Raw genomic sequence first — 21,644 nt, 5'->3', positions numbered from 1 at the left:
GCTATCGCTCCTCGCGCGGCAGGTAGGACAGGCGGCCGAGAATTGCGTCGGCGAGGAAGTGCGGGAGGAGCGCTAGCAGGCGCATCCCCAGCGCGAGCGGGCCGGGAAAGGCGATCTCGGCGCGTCGGCTTGCCAGTCTGCGCTGGATAAACTTCGCCGCCTTTTCCGCCGACCACAGAAACGGCTTGTCGCCGGGGAATACGTCGCTCATCGCCGTTTTCACAAAACCCGGCAGAACGACGGACACGCGAATGCCGTCGTGGGCCAATACCGGCCGTACTGAATCGCCCCACGCTTTCAGCGCAGCCTTGCTTGCGCAGTAAGCCGGAGAAATTGCCATGCCGCGCAGCGCAGCTATCGAGCTGATCAGCGCGATGTGGCCGCGTCGGCGGATACGCATGCGCTCGATGACGGGTAACGCCGCGTGAATCGCACCGTAAAAGTTGGTATCGACAATCGTTGCGGTCCGCTCGCGTGACTCCCGGTCGCCCGCGTGCGCGAGCGTACTCGCAGTACCCGCATTAGCGATCAGGAGATCGACCGGGTATGCGGCGTCGAACGTCTCGATCCAGCACTGCATTGCGACAGCGTCGCGCACGTCGATGGTCGCCGTAACAACCGTTGCACCGCGCAGGCGGCAATCGACGGCGCTCGCTGCGAGTCGTGCCTCGTCCCGCCCACTCAGGCCCAGTACCATGCCCGGACGCGCATAGGCGAGCGCGAGCGCACGGCCGAGGCCGGCGCTGGCGCCGGTGATGGCGACGTGGCGGAGGGAACTATGCTGCATGCGACTCCTCGATACGCTGTATCGCAGCCGGAATCGCCATACCGATACCCCTTTGCGAATAGAAGTCACCGTTGATTTGCGTGCGATGAACCACAAAGTTCAAGAATGCGCGATACAACTGCTCGTTCGGCGCTTGCCCACACGTCCAAAATGTGTCGAGCGAGCCCTGCCAGGTGAGGCCTGCCATGCCATAGATCGCCGATCCCAACGTGACGAGTGGTCGCTTGTGATGTAGCGCCGATAAGCCCACTGTGCTGTTGACGACAACCACGCCTCGCGCGAGGTCGAGCAAGGTGGGCAGATGACCCGCATCGATGAAACGCAGACGCTCACCCATATCGCACTCTTGCGCAAGCGTCTGCGCGTATAGGCGGTAGTCGATCAACCCCGTATCGAACGGATGATTCTTAATGACCAGCCATGAATCTTTCGGCGCGTGAAGTGCAAACGACCGGACAACCTTCGAAATCGCATCGCGTATCCCATCAAACGGCGAATGAACAACGATCTGCGAATCCGAATTCAATTGCAGCGGAAAGAGAAAGAACGGGCGCCGGGAAGCCTGCAGCTCCCGAGCGACTACCAGCGCTTTCGCCCGATGGCCCCGCCCTTCTAGTGCGCGCCGCGCGAGCCCTGCGTATTCGGTCACTCCATTGCGCGGCCGGTGACTCTGGTAGTGCCGGAAGAACCCGTCGAACAGAAAATTGGCCGCCCGATATCGCATATCGTGCGTCGCACGCTCGAACAGGCTATAGCCGGTCTCGATACCCAGCGGACACGGTGGAGTTGTCGCTTGCGCCGCCAGGTACGACTCCGGGTCGCGTGGCAACAATGATCGTCCGTTCACGCCGTGACGCTCAAGTGTGAGCCAATAAGGACGCACGTAACCTTCCTCGAATACATGCACGCGTACGCCTCGCGCGTGAGCGATCTTATGCATGGGCCTATGAACCTCTCGGCAGTCACCGAACATCAGAACATCAGTCACCCGTTCCCGCACGATCACGTCGTCGTACCATGAGGCAAGGCCGGCAAGCGGTTGGGTGTAGTTCAGGCAGTTATTTCCACGACCGTACACAAGATCCCCCCCGCAGAAATTCACCCGCCGGACGGAGTGTCCCCGGGTGCGAAGAGACGAGGTCAGCTCGCCGAAAAATGGAGAGGCCGGCCCCTGCAAAGCCAGTATTGAACGGTGCATGGCTATGGTTGCCCCGTGCTCGACGCGCTGTCAGCGCCGCTCATACGCTCTCACTCGTCCCATACCCAGCCGAGTCCGCGATTCGCCTTGCGCTCGCGCGCCTTTCGCCTCAACGCTACCCAGCGGCGGAGCAGGGTCGGCAATGTACCGACGCTCCTTCCGAACCATTTCAACGATTTGCATTCGTCGGCGATCTGCTTCGCGACGCGCCTTGACGTCGCCGGGTTAAGCACAGCCGGCTGCAGATAGAACGTCGATGACAGCGGAGGCGCGACCTGGAACACCTGCGAATCGTCGCAGACTACGGCGACAACGTACGGCCAGTTCGCCACCGTGAAGAAGCCTATCCGCATCTGATGGAGGGCTCGTACAATCAGATCGGATTCGAATCCGTGCGCCTTCACGATAACGATGCTTCCTGCCGCGGAAATTGCGCAATCGTTACGGATTCGTTCGATGTCGAGTACGCCTTCCGCGGTAAAACCGATCCGCACCCAATCGGAAAATTCGAACGCACGGACTTCGTGCTCCGCATGGACAACCTGCGCGTGCCGCAGGATGGCCGAATTGTCCACAAGAATCGACGCCGGTTGCGTCACATCGCGCCCGGCGACACAGTGCAAAAATGATTGGACAGCTCGTTCATCGGTACGCCACGCAGAACTTGGTAGACAGACGGTATGCATGTCAGCCTCGCTTGAATGGCGTCGACTTCATCAACGCGCGAAAGTAGAAAAAAAGCCCACCCTTCAGATGCAGCACATCCCTACGTCGCAGAAACAGATAGAGCGCCGACAACATGGTCCCGAGGACCAGACCGGGAGATTTCTGTTGAAGGTACTCTTCCGGCGAGCGAAGAAACACAGCCCCCTTCGGGCGCATTGCGATGTGATTCATCAGCACGTCGTTCTCCATCACGAGCACGCGCACCGGATCGGCGCGTTCGGAAAGGAATTCATGCACGACGCGTTCAGTCCACGAGACCGGTAGCTGGTCGAACACGACCCATTTTTCGAAGTCGGCCACGAATGCGCGAAGTTTTTCAGCGTTCATGGGTACCCGCACACGCGATAGCATGTCGATGATCGTTGTGAGCCGATGCGCCGAATGCTCCACCGACGCCGCGGGCAACTGCCTCCTGATCTCGGCAGGAATGTATTTTTCGGCAAAACGGTTCATCGCCTCAAGTGCCTTCACCGTATTGACCTTGATCGCAGGCTTGCGCTTGATAGGGAGCACGGTGGTCCATGCACGTGTGAGACGCGCCTTGCCCTTCGCGCTTTCGCTGAACGTTCCGCTGACGTACATGAGTAAAGGACGGGATACCAGTGACTGCGTCACGCCAAAAGGATTGACGCGGCTCGGAACGCCCATATCCGATGCTCGATACCCATGTTCGAGATCCTCGAATTCGAGCCAATGCAAGCTTTCGTTCTGCGGACAAGCGAGCCAGACCGATTTTTTGCAGATGTACATACTGCCCGTCAGATAGCTCGTCTGATCGTAACGCAGCGTATTGTGAGCGAAAAAGCCCCGGCGTTCGGTCAACGCAAGCACGGCTGGAGCGAATTCACTGGGACGCTCTACGCCCTCATTACGCATTACCCCACGCTCGCTCTGGCCACGAACCTTATGCGAGATCCCTACGTCTGAGTACCGGCGTGGAACCATGTTCAGCTTGTCTTCGAAATACACGCATTGCATTGCCGTTAGCGGGTAGCAGTCTCCGAAGCGCTTGACGACTTCGTCGAAGTTCTCCGGAAGGAAAACGCGGTCGTGAATAATGCAAAGATTCGGATGCTTCGCCTCCTGTGCCAGCCGGTTCTTCTTTGCGCTAATCCTGACCGGCGGCGCGGTGATGTCTTCCCCGACGATTCGAACGCGATCAAAATATTTAAAGTTCGAGCCTGGCCGACCGCATAAAAGGATTTCTTTATTCTCGATCTTCAAGTCGAGGATGCGCTCTACGGCCACATTGAGCAACGTCGCATCCTCAGGACCAACTGGAATCCCAAATGTCCACGCTTCCAGCCCCGAATCGTGTTCGGCCAGCAGCGGCGAATGTTTTCTAAAAGCGACGCCTCCATCCGCAGTCCCGACTGCCTCGAACGACGTCGCAAAGTAATCGCGCTGCAGATACTTGAACGGCGATGCGTCGCCAAGCATCGTAATCGTCGCACCGAGCTCGATAGCATGCGCTACATCCCAGAGGATGAGCGGCGCTAACAGAGTGTCGGATTCCACACCGTACATGACGACATCCTGGCTCTTGAGCCACGAAAAGCGCTCCGATGCGTTGACGCGTTTAATCGTTTCCGGCCGATAATGCCGCGCCACCGGTCTGAAAGTCACGATCGTCGCACCCGTAGCTGCACGGGCCGCAACTTCGGCGGGCAGCATCGGCGCAGTCACCTTCGAAACCGGCGTGTAACCAAGTGCCTTGAGATGCGCAAGCTTGTAAATCGGCATCGCTTTATTCAACCAGATACTTGTCGTTCAGGGCGCCAGGCGTCTTGACGACTACATTGACTGCATCCGTGAGTGCTTCGAAGTCGGTTGCATCCCTGGGCTCGACAACGATGATGTCACCCTCCCCCCATTCCCTGCCGAACATACGAACCCGCCCGAACAAAACCAGCGTGATCTCTGTGGCTTCCTTATGAAAATGCATGCTTTCCTTGTCGCCCGCACCATAACGCTTAACTGCCACTTCACATGCGGTAGTCGGGAACGCGGTGGGGGCGAACCCACCAACGAACCACCCCTTGGTCATGTCGGATAGCTTGAAAACCTGCATAGTCAGACCCCATGCTCGTAATGCGATTCCGTGTGCTGCAACTGACGCTGGCTCTTGATCGGCAGATATTTGCCGCCTTCGACGCTCCACACGCCAACGCGTGCCTGTTCCAGAATCAGTTCGTTGAGCACCGGCGTCACGTAGAAATTGCCGCCAACATGAACGTCTTTGCGGATCGTGTTGCGGACGCCCGCAAGAAAACGGCGACCGTCGGCAAACCAATAAACACCCGTCGAAGCAAATTTACTGATCGGGCGCTTTTCCGCGGCTTCTGAAACCAGACCGTCGTCCTCCACACGCACGTAGGAATAACGCGGATGCACCGACTGAAAAGTAACGACGCCCGCGTCAAGCCAGCGCATGCGGAAATCGGCAACGACTTCGGCGAGGTCAATATCGATCAGCTGATTCGCATTAACAACCAACAATTCCGACTCGCCATCGAGGTGTTCAGCAGCGAGCAGGGAAGTACATGCGGCGCCACGCACCGAGTCGGAGACCGGCACGACTTTGGCATCCGAACGCAGGATGGTCACGACTTCGCCTAAATGGAAGTGCGACATCTCCGAACGACGCAGCGCAACAATCAAACGCCCATCGACGATCGGCTCGACTGAACGGATCACGCGTTCGATTAGCGTTACACCGTCGATCTCAGTCAGCATCAGCGGGTATTCACCGTCGAGCGGCTCCATTGCCGCGGCCCCTGCCGCAAGGATAAGAACGTTCATGCGACGCGCACCTCCTGAGCCTTGTGGATTGCTTCGGAAATGTTTGTGTAGTTCGTTTCGAGCACATCATTCACCACCAGCACCTGTGCTCCGGATGCACGCGCTGCACGGATTCCGTTTTCGTTGTCCTCGACGATCAAGCACTCCTCGGGCTTGCAGCCGAGCAAGCTTATCGCCTTCAGATAGATCTCCGGGCTTGGTTTGGCCTCGACGACATCTTCGTTCGACAGCATGCGATCCAGATACTTCGTCAGCCCGGCCTTGCTCATCATGAGTTCGACTGTCATGCGGATCGAGTTCGATGCGACCGCCAGCTTGTAGCCCTCTGACTTCAGCTTCGACAGCGCGAACTCGTTGACGAAGCGCGGCTTGCAAAGCGCGTGCACGAGTTCCGCCGTGTATTGCTGCTTCATCTCGTTAATGAAGGCGTGCAGGCCGCGCGGCAGGTCGTGCTGAAGTGAGAGCATCTCCAGCTTCTTCCTGGTCGGTAAGCCGTCGTAGGTCGTCAGATGTTCAACTCGAGTGATTTCGTAGCCGAAGAGTTGAAGCGCTCGGTTCAATGCGTCGTAGTGCCATTCCTTTGCTTCAATTAAGACACCATCCATATCGAAAATAACCGCCTTGATCATTGCAAACCTCACTGGTTGGAAGTCAAGACCGGAAATAGCGCTGGCAATCTTCCGGTAAATCCGTGCAGATCATCAGGTTGTCGAAATCGCTCATGCTCTTGAGCTCTGACCACAGCCCCCCGTGCTCACGCCCGTGCAACTCTGCCGATACCACGCACACACGCAGCCCACGCGAAAGCAGATCGTGAATCGTCGCAGCGTTGTACCAGGTGTGCGAAAAGGCATCGAGCCAGACGCCCTTCGCCTGATTCAGCCATGCAGGTGCGCGTTCGACGTCACTCATGCGCACAAATACCGGATTGCCTGTCTTGAGCTGCATCTTCGTATCCGGCACCGACATGTCGAACGCGAACCAGTCCAATCCTTTGCGATCAAACGCTTCCGCAAGAGCCGGCGCGAGACCATCTGCCTTCACGTTCATCGCAAGAGGCAAGTTGCGCTCCGCGACAATGTCGAGAAACGCGGACAGCGGGATGGAATGCGCGGTGGCCGGATCGTGCGAGATGACGAGTTCGCCGAGTCGGTCGCGAACATCAGTTTCTGTACCGAAACCGAGATCGAAAGAACGATGAAAAGCAAGCGGCGTGTTCTTTTCCTCGGGTTGTCTCCAGTACCCACGATGCGAGAGGACTTTCATGCAGGGACTCCAGTCGCCAGCTCGCACACGGGTAGCGTCAGGAACCTTTCGAGATCCGCAGGTATGCCGAGCCCGTACATTCCAGCGCCCTCTCTTCCCACATTCGAAATGCCGATGCTTGCGCATTCGGCGATCATTTCGTTGTAGACAGGCGCAACGTAATACTCACCGTTCACGAGCAATTCCTTCCGAATCATCGCGTCGGCTGCGCGCAGGAAGTCCCCACCACGCCTGAAGTTGTAGATACCTACCGTAGCCTCGTTGGATATCACTTGCTTTTCAACCACGTTGTTCACGAGGTGCTCGTCGGACAGGCCCACGAACGACCACTTCGGATCGTCCGCCGTCATGGTCATGATGAGACCGTCAAGGTTCTGACGCTCCATTTCAACCAGGTAGTCGTCGATGTCGATATCGACGTACTGGTCACTATTGGCGATCGTCAACGAGTCCTTCTCGCTGATATGCTCCCGCGCGGCAAGCACTGTGCAGGCGGCGCCTTGCGTTATTCCGTCGAGCCCAACGATCTCGCAACCCGGCGCCCACGCCGACAACTTCTCGGCCAGCCGAAATCGTTCAATATGCGAACGCTGGCAAACAAAGATGAATCGATGTTCGCAGGACGGTTTGAGGTTATTGATCACCACCGCTATCATCGGTACGCCACGTACCTGAATCAACGGCTTCGGATCGAGATATCCGGCGTTTGCGAAACGGCTGCCAGCACCTGCCATCGGCACCACAATATTCAACATGAATTCTTTCCTCGAAGTTCGAATCTGCGGAAAACACCCAACACATGGCCAACGAGCGGCATCAGACCGTATTGCTTTAACACGCCCAATACGCTGTCAATACGGCGAATCGCCGAGACGGCTTTCTTGCGATGACTTAATGCGGGGCCGCCGCACCCGAGGTTGACGTCGGTTAGCGCCACACGGCGCGATGACTCCGCCATACCGACCCAGTCGGATCCCCAGACGCAGTTGAAAAACTGGTAATGCGATTTCGGTACGCTCCTGTATTTGTCGAATACAAGTCCGAACTGCGACAGATTGCAGACAGTGAATTTCCTCACCAGGTAAGCACGATAGCTCTCAGCGACTTCCTCGCGTGCGTCGTCAAGGAAACTGGGAACAACGTAGCCACCCTTGCGTGCGTTTTGAATTGCGATATATTGCTCCGGACTAAAGCGGCTGCGGTATTGCCGCGCGAAGTAGTGACTGTCACATTTGTGCGGAAAGCGGTCATACCAGACCGCGTCTTGTTCCGTCATCAACGGTACGTCGTAATAGGATCGGAGTGCTTCGCTCGGTCCGAAGAAAAACCAGTCAGAGATATGGAAGGGAAATCCTTCAATTCCATCGGGGTGCAATGTATAGATGCTGCTGGCGAGCAGTCGCGCCGCAGTTACGTCGCAGACCGAGGCGCGTTGGTAGAGCTCGACGAATGCCCGCGATTCCAGCGTACAGTCCGTACGAATCTTTATGGCGTAGGGCGTTGCTGCGAGCGCCAATCCTGCTTGCGAAGAGACGATCTGTCGGTTCACGTTGTTGAGCGGTGCATGCTTGCCGCGCATGTACGTAGGCAGTGGGCCTGGGTCCGGTACGACCACAAGAGTCACATGATCCATCGCAGAAAATGCTTCGCGTATGCGCACGTCAATACTGCTGACGATGATCGGCGCACCGGGAAAGCACTCGCGAGCCTGGGCGATGTTGTCCCGTAGCCCCTCGTTCCATGGACCCTGGAAAACGATGGTTATTTGATTATCTGCGATGATGTCCCACGAGCCTTCACTCACCTGAGTCGGCATCGGCAAGCGGCTCGCCACGCGTTGTTCGACAGGTCGTTCCCCGTCGATCATGAGACTGCCGATAGCAACGGATAACGTTCGGCTGTCGCGCGAGTTCGGCGATTGCTGCGAAGGTACTGCGAGGAATCCGGACGAAAATCCTAGCTTGCTCCAGGGCCTTCGAAAGTTGATCCCTGCGATAGAACCTTTCACCCATGTGCGGCCGCATCCGTCCACCGATTGTTCGGTCAAGCGTACGGGGAATCCATCAATGAGCACAGTCAAATGAGGCAGGCGCCAGCCGTGCACCTGAAAATGAATCAGGAACGTCAGCGTTTTTGCATTTCGTGGCACGGCGACGTTCATATAAGCGTGAAGGCCCATCCAGCGAAACGCGAGTCCATCGCGGTCATCGATCTCTACCGTGTGGAAGTTCGCGTCCGTGCAGCCGCCCGTTTGCAGCGGAAAACCTTTGTGCGGTTTCACGACGTGACTGACAAGTGAAATACATTCGGCGCGATTCTCCGGCGTGTCGCCGACATCGCCCACCTTGTACGTCGACAGGATGGGGTGCACGTCTGTGAGGATTCCCAGCTCCTCATCGTCGAACGAATGGAACAGTGCATGTCGATAGAGAATGAAACGAATGTCCAGCGGTCGCGCTTTTAACCCCTCCATCGCCAGCGATCTGGCCATGATCGCCTCCGGAACGCAGATTCCTTCGCCGACAATTTCGTCGAGCCTCTCGTACGTTTCGGCGTAGCGCCGGAACGCCTGCGGTACAGCGAGACAGAGCATGTCATTCGCGCCCGACCAGCTCATATGAGGCGGCAGCAAGACTTGATCATCGGAAGGAATATCCTCTGGCAGGAATTGCTTCTGGAAATAGATGTCGAAACGGACACGAAGGACGGCCTGATAGTCGGCCAGGCGCTCGATCGAGCGGGCGCCATAAGCGATCTCGTGCCACATCATGATCTGCGTCGAAGCGACAGGCTTACCTTCGAAACGCGATACTGCATCAGCCGACACCCGTCGGGGTACGATGATCACCCTCACGCCGGGAAATGCCTGCGCCAGACTTTCAAGCGTCTCGTCGCTCGCGAATTCCTCGCGAATTGCCGCAAAGTACGACACGTTCCACTCGTCAACCATGAACTTCAGTGTGTCCACGCACCGTTCGTATCCGCCGCGGGGCACACCGGTCAACAAGACCGCAAGCCTTCGCGCTTCCTCCTTGGTTGATCTCATTGCCTCATCCCCTGTAGTGCTCATACGCGTCAGCAACCGTGCCGAACTCACTGAATCGGCCTCCCTTGAGCACCGCCGCGCGCCGACAGTACCGCTCGATCAGGTCAGTGGCATGTGAGACCAGCACAAAGGCACATGCCCCCCGCCGCTCAAATAGTTCGTATTCGCACTTTTTGTGAAACGTTGAATCACCCACGGCGATGACCTCGTCGATGAGATAGCAGTCGAAGTCAACTGCGAGAGACAGCGCAAACGAAAGGCGCGCGCGCATCCCCGCGGAATAGCGCTTCACTGGCTCGCGAAGATACGCACCAAGCTCGGTGAAGCGCTCGACGAACTCGACTTTCTCTTCAAACGGAACGTCATAGAGCCGACATATGAATCGCAGATTGTCCAAGCCCGTGAGGCTGCTTTGGAAAGCGCCGCCAAATGCGAGTGGCCAGGACACGCTCATCGACCGACGTACTTCACCACGGGAGGGCCGCTCCACACCGCTCAGCAGCCGCAGCAACGTCGACTTTCCGGAGCCGTTGCGGCCCAGAATGCCAATTCGCTCGCCCGCCGCGATGCGCGTGCTTACATCGCTGAGAATTCGCCGCGCTCCGCTGCGCGTTGCGTAGTATTTCGAGACGGATTCGAGCTCGATCATTCGTGCTCCACCCCTGCTTCGGCACGCCGACACAAATACAGGCCCGCAAGTGTCAGAAGCATGTTGACGCCGATCACGTAGGGAACGTCATAGTGCGCCTTAACTTCACTCCCGAAATAGCCAAGGCGGATTAACTCGATTGGCGTGATCATCGGCACCCACAGTGCGAGCTTTTGCACGCTCGAAGGCAACCATTCAACCATGAACATCGCGCCGGAAAGCGGAAACAGCAGATACGCAATGGGGTGCCAAAGTCGCTCGACCAACTCTGACAATTCACTTCCCGCACCCAGCACTAGCGCCAGCCCAGCACCAAACCACGCGAGCAGGCACCAGCCGAGCATCAGCGAGAAGAGGTCTGCGGGTACATGAAGCAGGTCGACACCTGCGAACACTACGATCATCAGAGTGAAAGCCGCCGTCGCTCCCGAAAGCTCCAGCAGAATTCGCGCGAAATAGATATCAACGAGCCGGATGTTGCGGTGATAAAGCAAGCTCAGGTTCGGCTGCAGCGCATGGACACATCGGCTTGCAGTCGTGCGCCAAAGTTGCACCGATGAGTATCCCGTAACCGCGAACGCGGTGATCGACAGATTGCTTGCGTGCGATTTGAACGTAAAGTGCCAGAGCAAGGTGACACCAAGCGTCAATAGCATCGGCTCGAGGAACAACCACAGGAATCCGATGTTGTGCCGCCCGTAGCGCGTGAGAATCTCCCGCATCAGAAGCGAATAGATAGCGCGCCCCTGCAGCTTCGCAGATCGGCGAAACGACGGTCTGGCGATCGCGGTGTCAGTCATGATGCTCCCGGATGCCGGCCATCAACAGACTCGCGATGCCCCACACGGTCATGCACGCGATGATCGTAATCAGAATGGCTCTAAGACGACGGGGGCGAATAGGAACGTCGGGCGTGTTGGGATTTGCCACGATTTCAACATACATCTGCTTTCGCAGCGCTTCATTGCGCGCCGACTCAAACGTGGCCATTGCGGAGGCGAGCTGCTTCTCGGCGAAGATCTGTTCGAGCTTCAGGCGGCTGTATTCACCTGCTTTCCTGGTCAGCGATACCTTGCCGCCCGCAATCTGGGACATCTGTTCGTCGGCCTGCTGCCGCAAAGACGCAAGGCGTGTCTTTAGCGCCGACATCTGCGGATTGGCCGACGCGAAGGAATTGAGTTGCGCAATTTGCACTCTCGTCTCGACAATGTCCTCCTGCAGTTTCGACAACTGTTGCAGCTGCAGCGAAGATTGACGCTCCGGATCGAAGACCTGCTGCGACGTGCGGAATCCCGTAAGGTTCGATTCAGCTACCTCGGCAGCATCCTTGGCGACATCGACTTCGCGTTGCGCCGATGCGATAAGGTCCGACTGCATGCGTGCGTTCATCTCGTTGATGAGGTGCTCCGCCATAGCCAGCAGCGACGCGTTGATCGTATGCGCATCCCGCGCAGAGAACGCGTTGACGGTGAGCGTCGTGATGCCTGAGGTCGAATCCACGTCGACGTTGACGCGGCGGTCGAAGTACTTGTACAGACTCTCAAAGCTATTGTCGATTCCGAACGGATCGAAACGACTCACGAAGTCGATGCTCCTGGCGCCGAACATACGCGAGACGTTCTCCCGGATCTCCAGTTGAGCCAATGCATCCCGCGACTGAATGAAATCGTGCACGACATACACGCTGTCTGCCGAGCGAGTCAAGCCGGTACCTTGAAGAAGTGCACCGAGCCCGGCTTGCGAGCTTTTCTCCTGCGACCGCACAACGAAACTGCTCTCGGAGACGTAAATATCCGAGGCCAATATGCCGAAGTAAATAATCGCAATCAACGTCGGACTCACGACGATGAGAAAAAACGCGCTCTTGATCAGATTGCCCTGACGGATTGCCAAGTCTTCACCTTCCTTTATTGACCTTGCCCGCGCAACAACAGCCACCGGCGCTCCTTGCAACACTTGCATGCTCACTACGCACTCCTGCGCGTCAGAGAGACATTTGGCGGGCCGCTCCCGGACATGGGCGGCCCTATGAACTAACGGAATGTCTGCACGCCGGTGATAACTGGATACGCAACAGAGAACACCACATTGAGAAATTTCTGTAGCTCCGCAATCGGCGCATTCGACACATAGAGCAAGTCCTTGTTGTCGATCATGAAGCTTTGCGCCACGAAAAACGAGTTCGGATCGCGCAGATTGACGCGATATACCACTGGAACCTTGCCGTCAGCCGTCGTGCGCGCCGGCGACTGCGGCCAGTCAAGCGCCCCAACATCCTCCAGACGGAAGATAAAAACGCCTTGCGCATCCGAACGCGAATCCTGCAGCCCTCCGGAGCGGGCAAGCGCTTGCGCAAGCGTGATACCACGCGTTTCGAAATTGACTTCTTCGTTCTTACCTGTGGCGCCGAGAGCCGTGAAACTGTATGGCTGAAATAGTACCGTCACGACATCGCCGGAATGCAATGGGATGTTCTGGCGCGGATCCCGGATTACACTCTCCAGCGGCAGCGACGCCACCGTTCTGCTGCGCGTGAGTTGCAGCGTGAGCTTACCGATCGGCTGCCGCACGCCGCCCGCAGTAGCAAGCGCATCGAGCAACCGCTCTCCACGCGCAGTCAGTGGTATACGCGAGCTAGTGGCCACATCTCCAACGATCGTCGCATAGGATGTCTCATTACGCACCAGACTGACGATGACCTGCGGGTCGTGTGCCTGTCCGCGCAGACCGCGCACGATGTCCTGCTGAAGCTGCATCGGCGTTCTGCCAGCTGCTTTCAATGCACCCACGAACGGAACGCTGATGAGGCCACTGCCATCGATGACCTGATTCGGCAACACTGTGACATGCGAGCCGCCGGCGATTCTTTTTGAATTGATCTGCTCGCTTGCAAAAAGAATCGCGGGTGACGCTTCCCATATCGCGACTTCAACGGCATCGCCTACGCCGAGTTGCTGCTGGAATGCAGAGCTCCCGCCGAAGGTCGACTCGAAATCCGAATTGCGACGTTCGGCGAACAGACGACGAGCGACATCGTCCGTGACGTCGACCACCTGAATTCCGGCCGCACTACGACTCGCATTTGCGGCTGCCACCTGGTGCCGGGTCGGACCGCTAGCAGGAATTGCCGAACAGCCGCTCAAAACCGCTGCGAGTCCTGCACACATCAGTAAACTCGTAGACTTATTATGCATAGATCTATGGAGTTCTAACCAATAGACAGCGACAGATTCGCCCACATAGTCTCATCCCAAATGAGATGCCATCGTTACAAGTATTCACCACTCATACTATCGATGACGGGTTAAGCCCATCCCGTATCGCAGTGGGGCACCACCCCGTGATCCGACCACTAAACTTTCGTGCCGTGAACTTGTTTGAATATTAGCCGCCTTTTGATTTGCTCGTACGAGAAGTGCATTCATCCGGCGTTGACGGAGTCCGCTTCGCATACGTCAAGCACTACAGGCACTGCGTGAGAGCAGTAATATGCCTGGAGCATGTTGGGCGCTTTCGGACAAGCTTTCGTTCCGGCACGATACCGGAACGAAAGCCATTCCCACGGACGTTTCGGACGAGGTGTGGAGCTTCGTTGCTTCATACGTGGCCGCGTAGAACCAAAACGCGCCGATGCGTTGTGGCGCATGCTGCCGACCAGTTTCCCGCTGCGGGAGATGGTCCACCAATAAACGTAACGCTGACTCAACACCGGTTGCTTCGAGGCGATGGCCGGCGATTTTCTCTCGGCGCCGCACGTAACGCAGTATCGGCAGTGCCAGCCCAGTGCGCTCATTCTGGATGGCCGCACGTTGCAGTCCACGTGTGAAAGCGGTCCGCGCTCGGGCGCTGACGGTCGCATGCGCAAACGAGGCAGCAACACCCGCACGGCTGCCGACACGTTGGGCATGCTATTTGTGGTCCACATTACGCGCGCCAACGACAAATTTTCACTACATAGGACCATTTGAAATAGATTCAAAGATAATCGTACTATCAGCCCATCAGACAATCGGCCGACACGAATCCTGTTGCAACACGCTTCACTAGCACGGAAAAATTGACCACCGCACTCCTAGACGTATCGCGCTTGCTCAACCGTCTGGTGGGCGGCAAATTGCCCACCGGCGTCGATCGCGTCGGTCTCGAATATATCCGCCATTACGGCACCGATACGGGCACACGTGCGGTGCTGAGCGAAGCTGGCATATGCGCCGTGCTGTCGGCTTCGCAATCGGAACGTGCATTCGATCTGCTGCTACAGCAAGATCCCGCCTCGACATTTGCAGCACGAAAAATCATCGCCCAGGCAGCATACCGCGCGTTGCGCAACGACAACTTTCCAGGCTCGATACTATTCCACACGAGTCACTCGGGCATTGAACGCAATCGCTACATGCGCGCGATGAAACAACGCGGCGTACGCACCGTAGTGATGGTGCACGATCTCATTCCACTCACGCACGCAGAATATTGCCGACCCACAATAGACCGTGTGCATCGTCAACGCATGCATTCCGCGCTCCGGCATGCGAGCGGCATCATTGCAAATTCTCAGGCAACGCTCGATTCTCTTGTCGACGAAGCACACGCTGCGCAGTTGCCTATGCCGCCCGCCGTCGTCGCGCATCTCGCGCCTGGAATCGAGCCGATGGCTCGCCTGCGACGCCCCATCAACGCACCATATTTCGTTATGCTTGGTACGATCGAGCCTCGCAAGAATCACTGGCTCATGCTGCATGTGTGGCGCAGGCTCGTGGAGAACCTCGGTAATGCAGCGCCGACGCTCGTGCTCGTTGGCCGACGTGGGTGGGAATGCGAAAACGTGATCGACATGCTTGAGCGAAGCGCACCGCTCAAGCGGGCGGTCATCGAAGAAGCTGATTGCAATGACGCACGTCTGCAGGCGTGGCTGCAACATGCACAGGCGCTCGTCTTTCCATCCTTCGTAGAGGGCTATGGAATGCCGCTCGCCGAAGCGCTTGCCCAGGGTGTGCCTGTGATTGCGAGCGATCTTGAGGTGTTTAAGGAAATCGCGAACAACATCCCCGAGTATCTTGATCCGCTTGACGGCCCCGGATGGCTCGCCATGATTCGCGCATATGCAGATCCCTCGAACGGAGCCCGCAATGCGCAAATCGAACGCTTGCGGCATTTCTGCTCACCGACGTGGAAACGTCATTTCGAAATCGTCGATCGATTTGTCGGGGAGCTCCGTTAGTGTTCGCACTCAACCATCTTGTACGCGACATCTTCACGCGAATTGTTCAGTGGCACGCGTGCGCACTCGGTGTTCGCAAGCATAGCAAGATGCCCGGTCCGGTCTGGTCCGATATATCACGTGGCCTGCCGATGCTGTCATGGTATATCGCGACGCCTGAACCACCTGACAGAGTACTTGACGCGGCCTTGCGCGATCCAACGCTCGGCATATCGCCCGACATGGAACGCATCGTGCGACGCGTGCTGGAATCAAATGCAACGCCTGCGCGCGATCACTGGCTGTGTTGTCCGCGCACGTTGCGCATACCGCGCGAGCGAACTCGCGTGCTTGTAATCGATCAGCGTCAGCGCTCACTCACGATGGCTGGCATCGTCCAGAACGATCCACTTGCCTTCTCACGCATGATCGAATCGGCTTTCGCCGCCCACCGTGACGCGCAATTCTGGATTGTGCATTCAGGTGAAGTCGCACGCGGCCGTTGGCTGTCGTCGATGATCGACAAGACTCCAGTCGCCATGAACTTCATCGACGGTGCGCATGCATTATGCAAACTGCTTGCGCATGTCGACCACGTCTACACGCTAGGCGCCGCCGAGGGCATGCATGCCCTTCTCTCAGGAAAGCCAGTTCACGTGTTCGGAGCACCGTATTACGCGGGTTGGGGCTTGACGCACGACGCAGACATTTTTCCGGACCGCCACGCGCGTCCATCGGCGCTTGCGCTGTTCGAACTGACTTTCATACGCTGGGCCCGCTACATCAATCCCTTGACGCACGAAGAGGGCTCACTGGATCAATTGCTCGACGCCATCGAAGCCCACTATCGCACACGTAATCGATTCGCGGATCTTCCCGATGTCGTCGGCGTGCGCTTTCAATGGTGGAAGCGGCCTTTCGCGACACCGTTCCTCACAGCAGGCGGTAATGCAATTCGCTGGGCCGGTGATACCGCGCTTGTCGCGTGCAATGAGTGCGCAGCACTCTGGGGTGCACGAAGCACGTCGGGGCTGGCTGCAGGCGCGAAGCATGTCCGCATCGAGGATGGCTTCCTGCATTCGTGCGGACTCGGTTCTGACATGGTCGCACCGATGAGCCAGGTCGTGGATCGACGCGGAATTTATTTCGATGCGAGCCAGCCAAGCGATTTGTCCGTGTTACTGAATGAGGCACATTTTGACGAAACCGAACTCGCACGTAGTTCAGCGCTACGACGTTCAATCGTCGATGCAGGTCTGACCAAGTACAACCTCGGCCGCCGCGCACTCACATGGCGTGTGCCTCACGGTAAGCGCATCGTTCTGGTGCCCGGTCAGGTTGCCGACGATGCATCGATCCGGTTCGCCACGCGCGCCGTCAATACCGCCGAGGATCTGCTTCGCGAAGTGCGGCGTCTGCGGCCGGATGCTTTCATCGTATATAGGCCGCATCCCGATGTGCTGTCCGGAAACCGGACCGGGCTCATCGATGCGCAACGTCTCGCCGACATCGTCGATATAAATGCTGATCTGATTACGCTCGTTGATTGCGCGGATGAAGTGCACACGCTCTCATCGCTCGCCGGTTTCGACGCCCTCCTGCGCGGCAAGCCTGTCTTCACCTACGGTCTGCCGTTTTACGCCGGGTGGGGCCTCACACATGATGCGCTGGCTCAAATTCCGTGGCGCAACCGCAAACTGTCTCTCGATATGCTGGTTGCTGGCGCTCTAATTCGATATCCAGTCTATTGGGATCGATATCTCGGCATTTACACCACACCGGAGGCAGTCGTTCGTCGGCTAGCAGCTCGGGCTTCGCGTCCGCTTCTCAAGCACAGCAGACATCGGCGGATGGCGCTGAAAATGATCCGATGGTCCGGCAATGCAATTCGACATCTGCTTTGGCGCGTACAACATGCGCCGCTCAGTTCGCGTAACCCACACCCTTGTCGAGCGAGGAAAAACAGCGCATGAATATAGTTCCGATCATTCTTTGCGGCGGCAACGGCACGCGTTTGTGGCCCATGTCCCGTGGTGGCTATCCGAAGCAGTACCTCAAGCTGACGAGCGATCTCTCACTCGCTCAGCAGACGGCCAGGCGACTGCATGGCGTCGAGGGCATTGGGGCGCCGATCGTTGTCACCAACAACGAGCAACGCTTTCTGGTGGCCGATCAATTGCGTCAGATTGGTGTGCAGCCGTCAGCCATCATCCTCGAACCAGTCGGGCGTAATACCGCGCCGGCAATCGCGGTCGCGGCGCAGTTCGCGATCCGCGAGGCAGGAGATGCTCTGCTGCTCGTGCTTCCTTCCGATCACGTTATCCAGAACGAGAGCGCATTTGTCCAGGCTGTGCAGATGGCCCGCGCGATTGCCTGCGATGATCACCTGGTAACGTTCGGCATCGAACCGACCAGCCCCCACACCGGTTACGGCTATATATTCGCGGGCGCCAGGCTCGCTGCGCAATCCAGCGCGCACAGAGTGGAAGCCTTCGTGGAGAAGCCCGATTTACAGACTGCAGAGCGCTTTCTTTCGGAGGGTGGCTATTACTGGAACAGCGGCATGTTTATGCTCAGGGCATCCTCATATCTGAGCGAGTTGAGCCGCCATGCGCCGGACATCGCCCAGACGTCGTCACTTTCGCTTGAGCGCGCCACGCAGGACAATGATTTCATTCGCCTCGATGCCGACGCGTTCGCGCGTTGCCCCAACGTGTCCATCGATTACGCGGTGATGGAAAAGACTGATCGTGCGGCCGTCATCGCGACGGTGGGCCTTGGCTGGAACGATGTCGGTTCGTGGTCCTCGCTCGCGGAGATCGCTCAAAAGGATGACAACGGCAACGCGTTGATCGGTGACGTACTCACCGACGGTATCTCTAACTCGTACGTGCGCGCCGAGCATCGCATGGTAGCGGCAATTGGACTGGACCATGTGGTGATCATCGAAACTGCGGACGCGGTGCTAGTCGCACATCGTGACAAAGCGCAGAACGTCAAGCAGATGGTTGAACGTCTAAACGCTTCGGGTCGTCAAGAGTCGGTCTCGCATCGATGCGTCGTACGTCCGTGGGGCTCTTATGAAGGCGTAGATCGAGGCGAGCGCTTTCAGGTCAAACGCATTGTCGTGAATCCCGGCGCACAATTGAGCTTGCAAATGCATCATCATCGCGCGGAGCACTGGATCGTTGTGAAAGGCACGGCGGTCGTCACCAACGGCAACGCGGAAAGTATCCTGACCGAGAATCAATCGACGTATATTCCGCTCGGCGTCACGCATCGCCTTCGCAATCCGGGCCGCATTCCGCTGGAACTAATAGAAGTTCAATCCGGCGCCTACCTCGGCGAAGACGACATCGTTCGCTTCGAAGATACATACGGCCGCGCGTGAGCTGAACCCTCAGGATTTGTCCGCTTTGGGAATGCTGCTTTCCCATTCGGGATGGGAGTTGGCGATGAAACGTCACCGGTAATCGACGGGCCAGATCGTAGCGGCGCTCAAGCAAGCCGAGTCGGGGATGCGGGCGGGGCAATCTTTAGAGCACTTAGCGGGACATAGCGCTACGTAGTGAATTTCGTCATCGACAGCGACATGGCGCAAGTATGCTGCTGCGCTTGAGCCAGGGTCGGTGGCTGGGGCGCCAGTCGGATAAAATGATCGCCCCACGCTATACCAGCTTTGCTGGCAGCTGAGTTGCTTCGATAACGATCAGCCTTCGTGAACACCATCGCCATTCAACCCAAGCCTGGTCCCCGGCCGGTTTCCTCATTGCGCGTCGCCCTCGTTTGCAATACCGCCTGGGCAATCTACACCTACCGCCAAGGGCTGCTGCGCGCACTCACGGCTGCGGGCGCGCAGGTCACCATCATCGCGCCGCGCGACCGCACCTTCGAACCGCTTGCCGCAATGGGCTGCCGTTGCGTCGAACTGCCCGTCGCCTCGAAAGGCACGAATCCCGTCGCCGATCTTGGCACGCTGCGCGCGCTCTACCGCCACTATCGCGCGCTCAAACCCGATGTCGTCTTCCACTACACGATCAAGCCCAATATCTATGGATCGGTTGCCGCATGGCTCGCGCGCGTACCGTCGGTCGCGGTAACGACAGGGCTCGGCTACGTATTTATCCAGAAAAGCCGCGCTGCACAGGTAGCAAAACTGCTCTATCGTTTCGCGTTTCGCTTCCCGCGTGAGGTCTGGTTCCTCAATCGCGACGACGAAGCCGCGTTCAAAGATCAGAACCTGCTCGCTCACCCGGAGCGTGCGCGATTGCTGCACGGCGAAGGCGTGGATCTCGAAGAGTACGCATTCACGCCGCTGCCCGAGCGCGACACCTTCGCGTTCGTGCTGATCGGCCGGCTGCTGTGGGACAAGGGCGTCGGCGAATACGTCGAAGCCGCCCGCGCGTTGCGCGCGCGCTATCCGCATGCGCGCTTCCGCTTGCTCGGACCGGTCGGCGTCGACAACCCGAGCGCAATCTCGCGCGAAGACGTGGCGGCGTGGGAGCGCGAAGGCGTGATCGAGTACCTGGGCGAGACTGCCGACGTGCGCCCGTTCATCGCCGACGCGGACTGCGTCGTGCTGCCGTCCTATCGCGAAGGCGTGCCGCGCACGCTGATGGAAGCGAGCGCGATGGGCCGCCCGATTGTCGCGACGGACGTGCCCGGCTGCCGCGAAGTGGTCGAACACGGCGTCAATGGGCTGCTCTGCGAGGCGCGCAACGCCGCATCCCTCACCGCCCGGCTCACGGACATACTGGAAACAAATCGCGCCGGGCGCGAAAAAATGTCCGATCTGGGCCGAAAAAAAATCGAAAAAGAATTCGATGAACGAGGTGTGGTACAACGATATCGCGAACTCATTCACCAGATTACCGGCGTGACGTTCTAAACGGGCGCATTCATTCGATCAACAGGAACTCGGCATGACACGGACGAACTCCAGGGGCACGATCCTCGTCACGGGCGGTGCGGGCTATATCGGCTCGCACACGTGCCTGGAGCTGCTTGACGGCGGCTACGATGTAATCGCGCTCGACAACCTCGTAAACAGCCATCGCGAGTCGCTCGCACGCGTCATGCAGATCACCGGCAAGGCGCTCACGTTCTACGAAGCCGACGTGCACGACGAAGCCGCGCTCGCAGGCATTTTCAAGGCACATGCAATCACTGGCGTAATCCACTTCGCTGCGCTCAAGGCGGTCGGCGAATCGGTCGCCAAACCGATCGAGTACTACCGCAACAATATCGACGGGCTGCTCGTCGTGCTCGACGTGATGCGCAAGCACGACGTGAAGCAGTTCGTGTTCAGTTCCTCGGCGACGGTGTATGGCGTGCCCGAACGCTCGCCGATCGACGAGTCGTTCCCGCTCTCGGCAACGAATCCGTATGGCCAGTCCAAGCTGATCGCAGAACAGATGCTGCGCGACATCGAGGTTTCCGACCCGTCGTGGCGCATCGCGGTGCTGCGCTATTTCAATCCGGTTGGCGCGCACGAAAGCGGGCTGATCGGCGAGGATCCCGCGGGCATTCCCAACAACCTGATGCCGTATGTCGCGCAGGTTGCAGTCGGCAAGCTGGAGAAACTGCGTGTATTCGGCGACGATTACCCGACACCCGACGGCACGGGCGTACGCGACTATATCCACGTCGTCGATCTCGCACGCGGACACCTTGCCGCACTGGACGCGCTGCATGGGCGCGATTCGGGATTTGTCGTGAATCTCGGCACCGGGCGCGGCTATAGCGTCCTCGAGGTCGTGAAGGCTTTCGAGCAGGCGTCGGGCCAGCGCGTGCCCTACGAGGTTGTTGCGCGGCGGCCCGGCGATATCGCCGAATGCTATGCAAACCCCGCGAATGCCGAAAAGCTGCTCGGCTGGCGCGCGCAGTTCGGCATCGAGCGCATGTGCCAGGATCACTGGCGGTGGCAGGAAGCCAATCCGAAGGGTTTCCGGTAAGCAAATTCGCACAACCGAT

Annotated in this window: 19 protein-coding genes; 5 read left to right on the top strand and 14 right to left on the bottom strand. The window is 58.1% G+C overall.

From position 1 onward, the window contains the following. Position 1 precedes the first annotated feature (1 nt). The 14 genes from ACFPTO_RS15705 to ACFPTO_RS15640 form a co-directional block, all read right to left on the bottom strand. The gene (locus ACFPTO_RS15705) at positions 2–787 is read right to left on the bottom strand and encodes an SDR family NAD(P)-dependent oxidoreductase (RefSeq protein ID WP_377712515.1); all 786 of its coding nucleotides are present in this window, start codon (positions 785–787) and stop codon (positions 2–4) included. Next, positions 777–1,985: a capsule biosynthesis protein gene (locus tag ACFPTO_RS15700; RefSeq protein WP_377712513.1), complete on the bottom strand. Its 1,209-nt coding sequence runs from the start codon at positions 1,983–1,985 to the stop codon at positions 777–779. The genes ACFPTO_RS15705 and ACFPTO_RS15700 overlap by 11 nt, the downstream gene beginning before the upstream one ends. A gap of 50 nt (positions 1,986–2,035) precedes the next feature. Next, entirely contained in the window at positions 2,036–2,671 is a 636-nt protein-coding gene (locus tag ACFPTO_RS15695; protein WP_377712511.1) for a hypothetical protein, read from the bottom strand. 1 nt (position 2,672) lies between these two features. After that, positions 2,673–4,454: a hypothetical protein gene (locus ACFPTO_RS15690; RefSeq protein ID WP_377712509.1), complete on the bottom strand. Its 1,782-nt coding sequence runs from the start codon at positions 4,452–4,454 to the stop codon at positions 2,673–2,675. 4 nt (positions 4,455–4,458) lie between these two features. Next, positions 4,459–4,782, bottom strand: coding sequence for a hypothetical protein (locus ACFPTO_RS15685; RefSeq protein WP_377712507.1), 324 nt, complete (start codon positions 4,780–4,782; stop codon positions 4,459–4,461). Between the two features lie 2 nt (positions 4,783–4,784). Next, the gene (locus ACFPTO_RS15680) at positions 4,785–5,513 is read right to left on the bottom strand and encodes a glycosyltransferase family 2 protein (protein WP_377712505.1); all 729 of its coding nucleotides are present in this window, start codon (positions 5,511–5,513) and stop codon (positions 4,785–4,787) included. Beyond that, a complete protein-coding gene (locus ACFPTO_RS15675; RefSeq protein WP_377712504.1) occupies positions 5,510–6,142 on the bottom strand; it encodes an HAD family hydrolase in 633 nt (210 codons plus the stop codon). The genes ACFPTO_RS15680 and ACFPTO_RS15675 overlap by 4 nt, the downstream gene beginning before the upstream one ends. A gap of 22 nt (positions 6,143–6,164) precedes the next feature. After that, positions 6,165–6,779, bottom strand: a complete 615-nt coding sequence (locus ACFPTO_RS15670) for a PI-PLC domain-containing protein (protein ID WP_377712502.1) — start codon at positions 6,777–6,779, stop codon at positions 6,165–6,167. Next, positions 6,776–7,534: a glycosyltransferase family 2 protein gene (locus ACFPTO_RS15665; protein ID WP_377712501.1), complete on the bottom strand. Its 759-nt coding sequence runs from the start codon at positions 7,532–7,534 to the stop codon at positions 6,776–6,778. Before ACFPTO_RS15665 ends, ACFPTO_RS15670 begins: the two co-directional genes overlap by 4 nt. Beyond that, a complete protein-coding gene (locus ACFPTO_RS15660; protein WP_377712499.1) occupies positions 7,528–9,747 on the bottom strand; it encodes a WavE lipopolysaccharide synthesis family protein in 2,220 nt (739 codons plus the stop codon). The genes ACFPTO_RS15665 and ACFPTO_RS15660 overlap by 7 nt, the downstream gene beginning before the upstream one ends. Positions 9,748–9,829: 82 nt before the next feature. Beyond that, positions 9,830–10,474, bottom strand: coding sequence for an ABC transporter ATP-binding protein (locus ACFPTO_RS15655; RefSeq protein ID WP_377712497.1), 645 nt, complete (start codon positions 10,472–10,474; stop codon positions 9,830–9,832). Further along, positions 10,471–11,274 carry an ABC transporter permease gene (locus tag ACFPTO_RS15650; protein WP_377712495.1) on the bottom strand — a complete coding sequence of 268 codons (804 nt, stop codon included), beginning with the start codon at positions 11,272–11,274 and terminating at the stop codon, positions 10,471–10,473. Before ACFPTO_RS15650 ends, ACFPTO_RS15655 begins: the two co-directional genes overlap by 4 nt. After that, the gene (locus ACFPTO_RS15645; RefSeq protein ID WP_377712494.1) at positions 11,267–12,442 is read right to left on the bottom strand and encodes a KpsE/RkpR family capsule polysaccharide export protein; all 1,176 of its coding nucleotides are present in this window, start codon (positions 12,440–12,442) and stop codon (positions 11,267–11,269) included. Before ACFPTO_RS15645 ends, ACFPTO_RS15650 begins: the two co-directional genes overlap by 8 nt. 65 nt (positions 12,443–12,507) lie before the next feature. Then, positions 12,508–13,668, bottom strand: a complete 1,161-nt coding sequence (locus ACFPTO_RS15640; RefSeq protein ID WP_377712492.1) for a polysaccharide biosynthesis/export family protein — start codon at positions 13,666–13,668, stop codon at positions 12,508–12,510. 863 nt (positions 13,669–14,531) lie between these two features. On the opposite strand from ACFPTO_RS15640, the gene ACFPTO_RS15635 reads away from it, so the two are divergent. The 5 genes from ACFPTO_RS15635 (at position 14,532) to galE (ending at position 21,625) form a co-directional block, all read left to right on the top strand. Continuing rightward, on the top strand, positions 14,532–15,692 hold the full coding sequence (locus tag ACFPTO_RS15635) for a glycosyltransferase family 4 protein (protein WP_377712491.1): 1,161 nt from the start codon (positions 14,532–14,534) through the stop codon (positions 15,690–15,692). Further along, positions 15,692–17,644 carry a capsular polysaccharide export protein, LipB/KpsS family gene (locus ACFPTO_RS15630; RefSeq protein ID WP_377712489.1) on the top strand — a complete coding sequence of 651 codons (1,953 nt, stop codon included), beginning with the start codon at positions 15,692–15,694 and terminating at the stop codon, positions 17,642–17,644. The genes ACFPTO_RS15635 and ACFPTO_RS15630 overlap by 1 nt, the downstream gene beginning before the upstream one ends. Continuing rightward, complete coding sequence (locus ACFPTO_RS15625) at positions 17,641–19,062, top strand: mannose-1-phosphate guanylyltransferase/mannose-6-phosphate isomerase (RefSeq protein WP_377712487.1); 1,422 nt, start codon at positions 17,641–17,643, stop codon at positions 19,060–19,062. Before ACFPTO_RS15630 ends, ACFPTO_RS15625 begins: the two co-directional genes overlap by 4 nt. 336 nt (positions 19,063–19,398) lie before the next feature. Then, positions 19,399–20,559, top strand: coding sequence for a glycosyltransferase family 4 protein (locus tag ACFPTO_RS15620; RefSeq protein WP_377712632.1), 1,161 nt, complete (start codon positions 19,399–19,401; stop codon positions 20,557–20,559). A gap of 34 nt (positions 20,560–20,593) precedes the next feature. Then, complete coding sequence (galE, locus tag ACFPTO_RS15615; RefSeq protein WP_377712485.1) at positions 20,594–21,625, top strand: UDP-glucose 4-epimerase GalE; 1,032 nt, start codon at positions 20,594–20,596, stop codon at positions 21,623–21,625. Positions 21,626–21,644: the final 19 nt, after the last annotated feature.

Source organism: Paraburkholderia denitrificans, from assembly GCF_042655705.1.
GTDB lineage: Bacteria > Pseudomonadota > Gammaproteobacteria > Burkholderiales > Burkholderiaceae > Paraburkholderia > Paraburkholderia denitrificans.
This window is presented reverse-complemented; position numbering and strand designations above follow the sequence as displayed.

What these genes read in the sequence shown, in the direction of transcription:
- ACFPTO_RS15705 (WP_377712515.1), bottom strand. Translation starts at nt 787, where the DNA reads ATGCAGCATAGTTCCCTCCGCCACGTCGCCATCACCGGCGCCAGCGCC.
- ACFPTO_RS15700 (WP_377712513.1), bottom strand. Translation starts at nt 1,985, where the DNA reads ATGCACCGTTCAATACTGGCTTTGCAGGGGCCGGCCTCTCCATTTTTC.
- ACFPTO_RS15695 (WP_377712511.1), bottom strand. Translation starts at nt 2,671, where the DNA reads ATGCATACCGTCTGTCTACCAAGTTCTGCGTGGCGTACCGATGAACGA.
- ACFPTO_RS15690 (WP_377712509.1), bottom strand. Translation starts at nt 4,454, where the DNA reads ATGCCGATTTACAAGCTTGCGCATCTCAAGGCACTTGGTTACACGCCG.
- ACFPTO_RS15685 (WP_377712507.1), bottom strand. Translation starts at nt 4,782, where the DNA reads ATGCAGGTTTTCAAGCTATCCGACATGACCAAGGGGTGGTTCGTTGGT.
- ACFPTO_RS15680 (WP_377712505.1), bottom strand. Translation starts at nt 5,513, where the DNA reads ATGAACGTTCTTATCCTTGCGGCAGGGGCCGCGGCAATGGAGCCGCTC.
- ACFPTO_RS15675 (WP_377712504.1), bottom strand. Translation starts at nt 6,142, where the DNA reads ATGATCAAGGCGGTTATTTTCGATATGGATGGTGTCTTAATTGAAGCA.
- ACFPTO_RS15670 (WP_377712502.1), bottom strand. Translation starts at nt 6,779, where the DNA reads ATGAAAGTCCTCTCGCATCGTGGGTACTGGAGACAACCCGAGGAAAAG.
- ACFPTO_RS15665 (WP_377712501.1), bottom strand. Translation starts at nt 7,534, where the DNA reads ATGTTGAATATTGTGGTGCCGATGGCAGGTGCTGGCAGCCGTTTCGCA.
- ACFPTO_RS15655 (WP_377712497.1), bottom strand. Translation starts at nt 10,474, where the DNA reads ATGATCGAGCTCGAATCCGTCTCGAAATACTACGCAACGCGCAGCGGA.
- ACFPTO_RS15650 (WP_377712495.1), bottom strand. Translation starts at nt 11,274, where the DNA reads ATGACTGACACCGCGATCGCCAGACCGTCGTTTCGCCGATCTGCGAAG.
- ACFPTO_RS15640 (WP_377712492.1), bottom strand. Translation starts at nt 13,668, where the DNA reads ATGCATAATAAGTCTACGAGTTTACTGATGTGTGCAGGACTCGCAGCG.
- ACFPTO_RS15625 (WP_377712487.1), top strand. Translation starts at nt 17,641, where the DNA reads ATGAATATAGTTCCGATCATTCTTTGCGGCGGCAACGGCACGCGTTTG.
- galE (WP_377712485.1), top strand. Translation starts at nt 20,594, where the DNA reads ATGACACGGACGAACTCCAGGGGCACGATCCTCGTCACGGGCGGTGCG.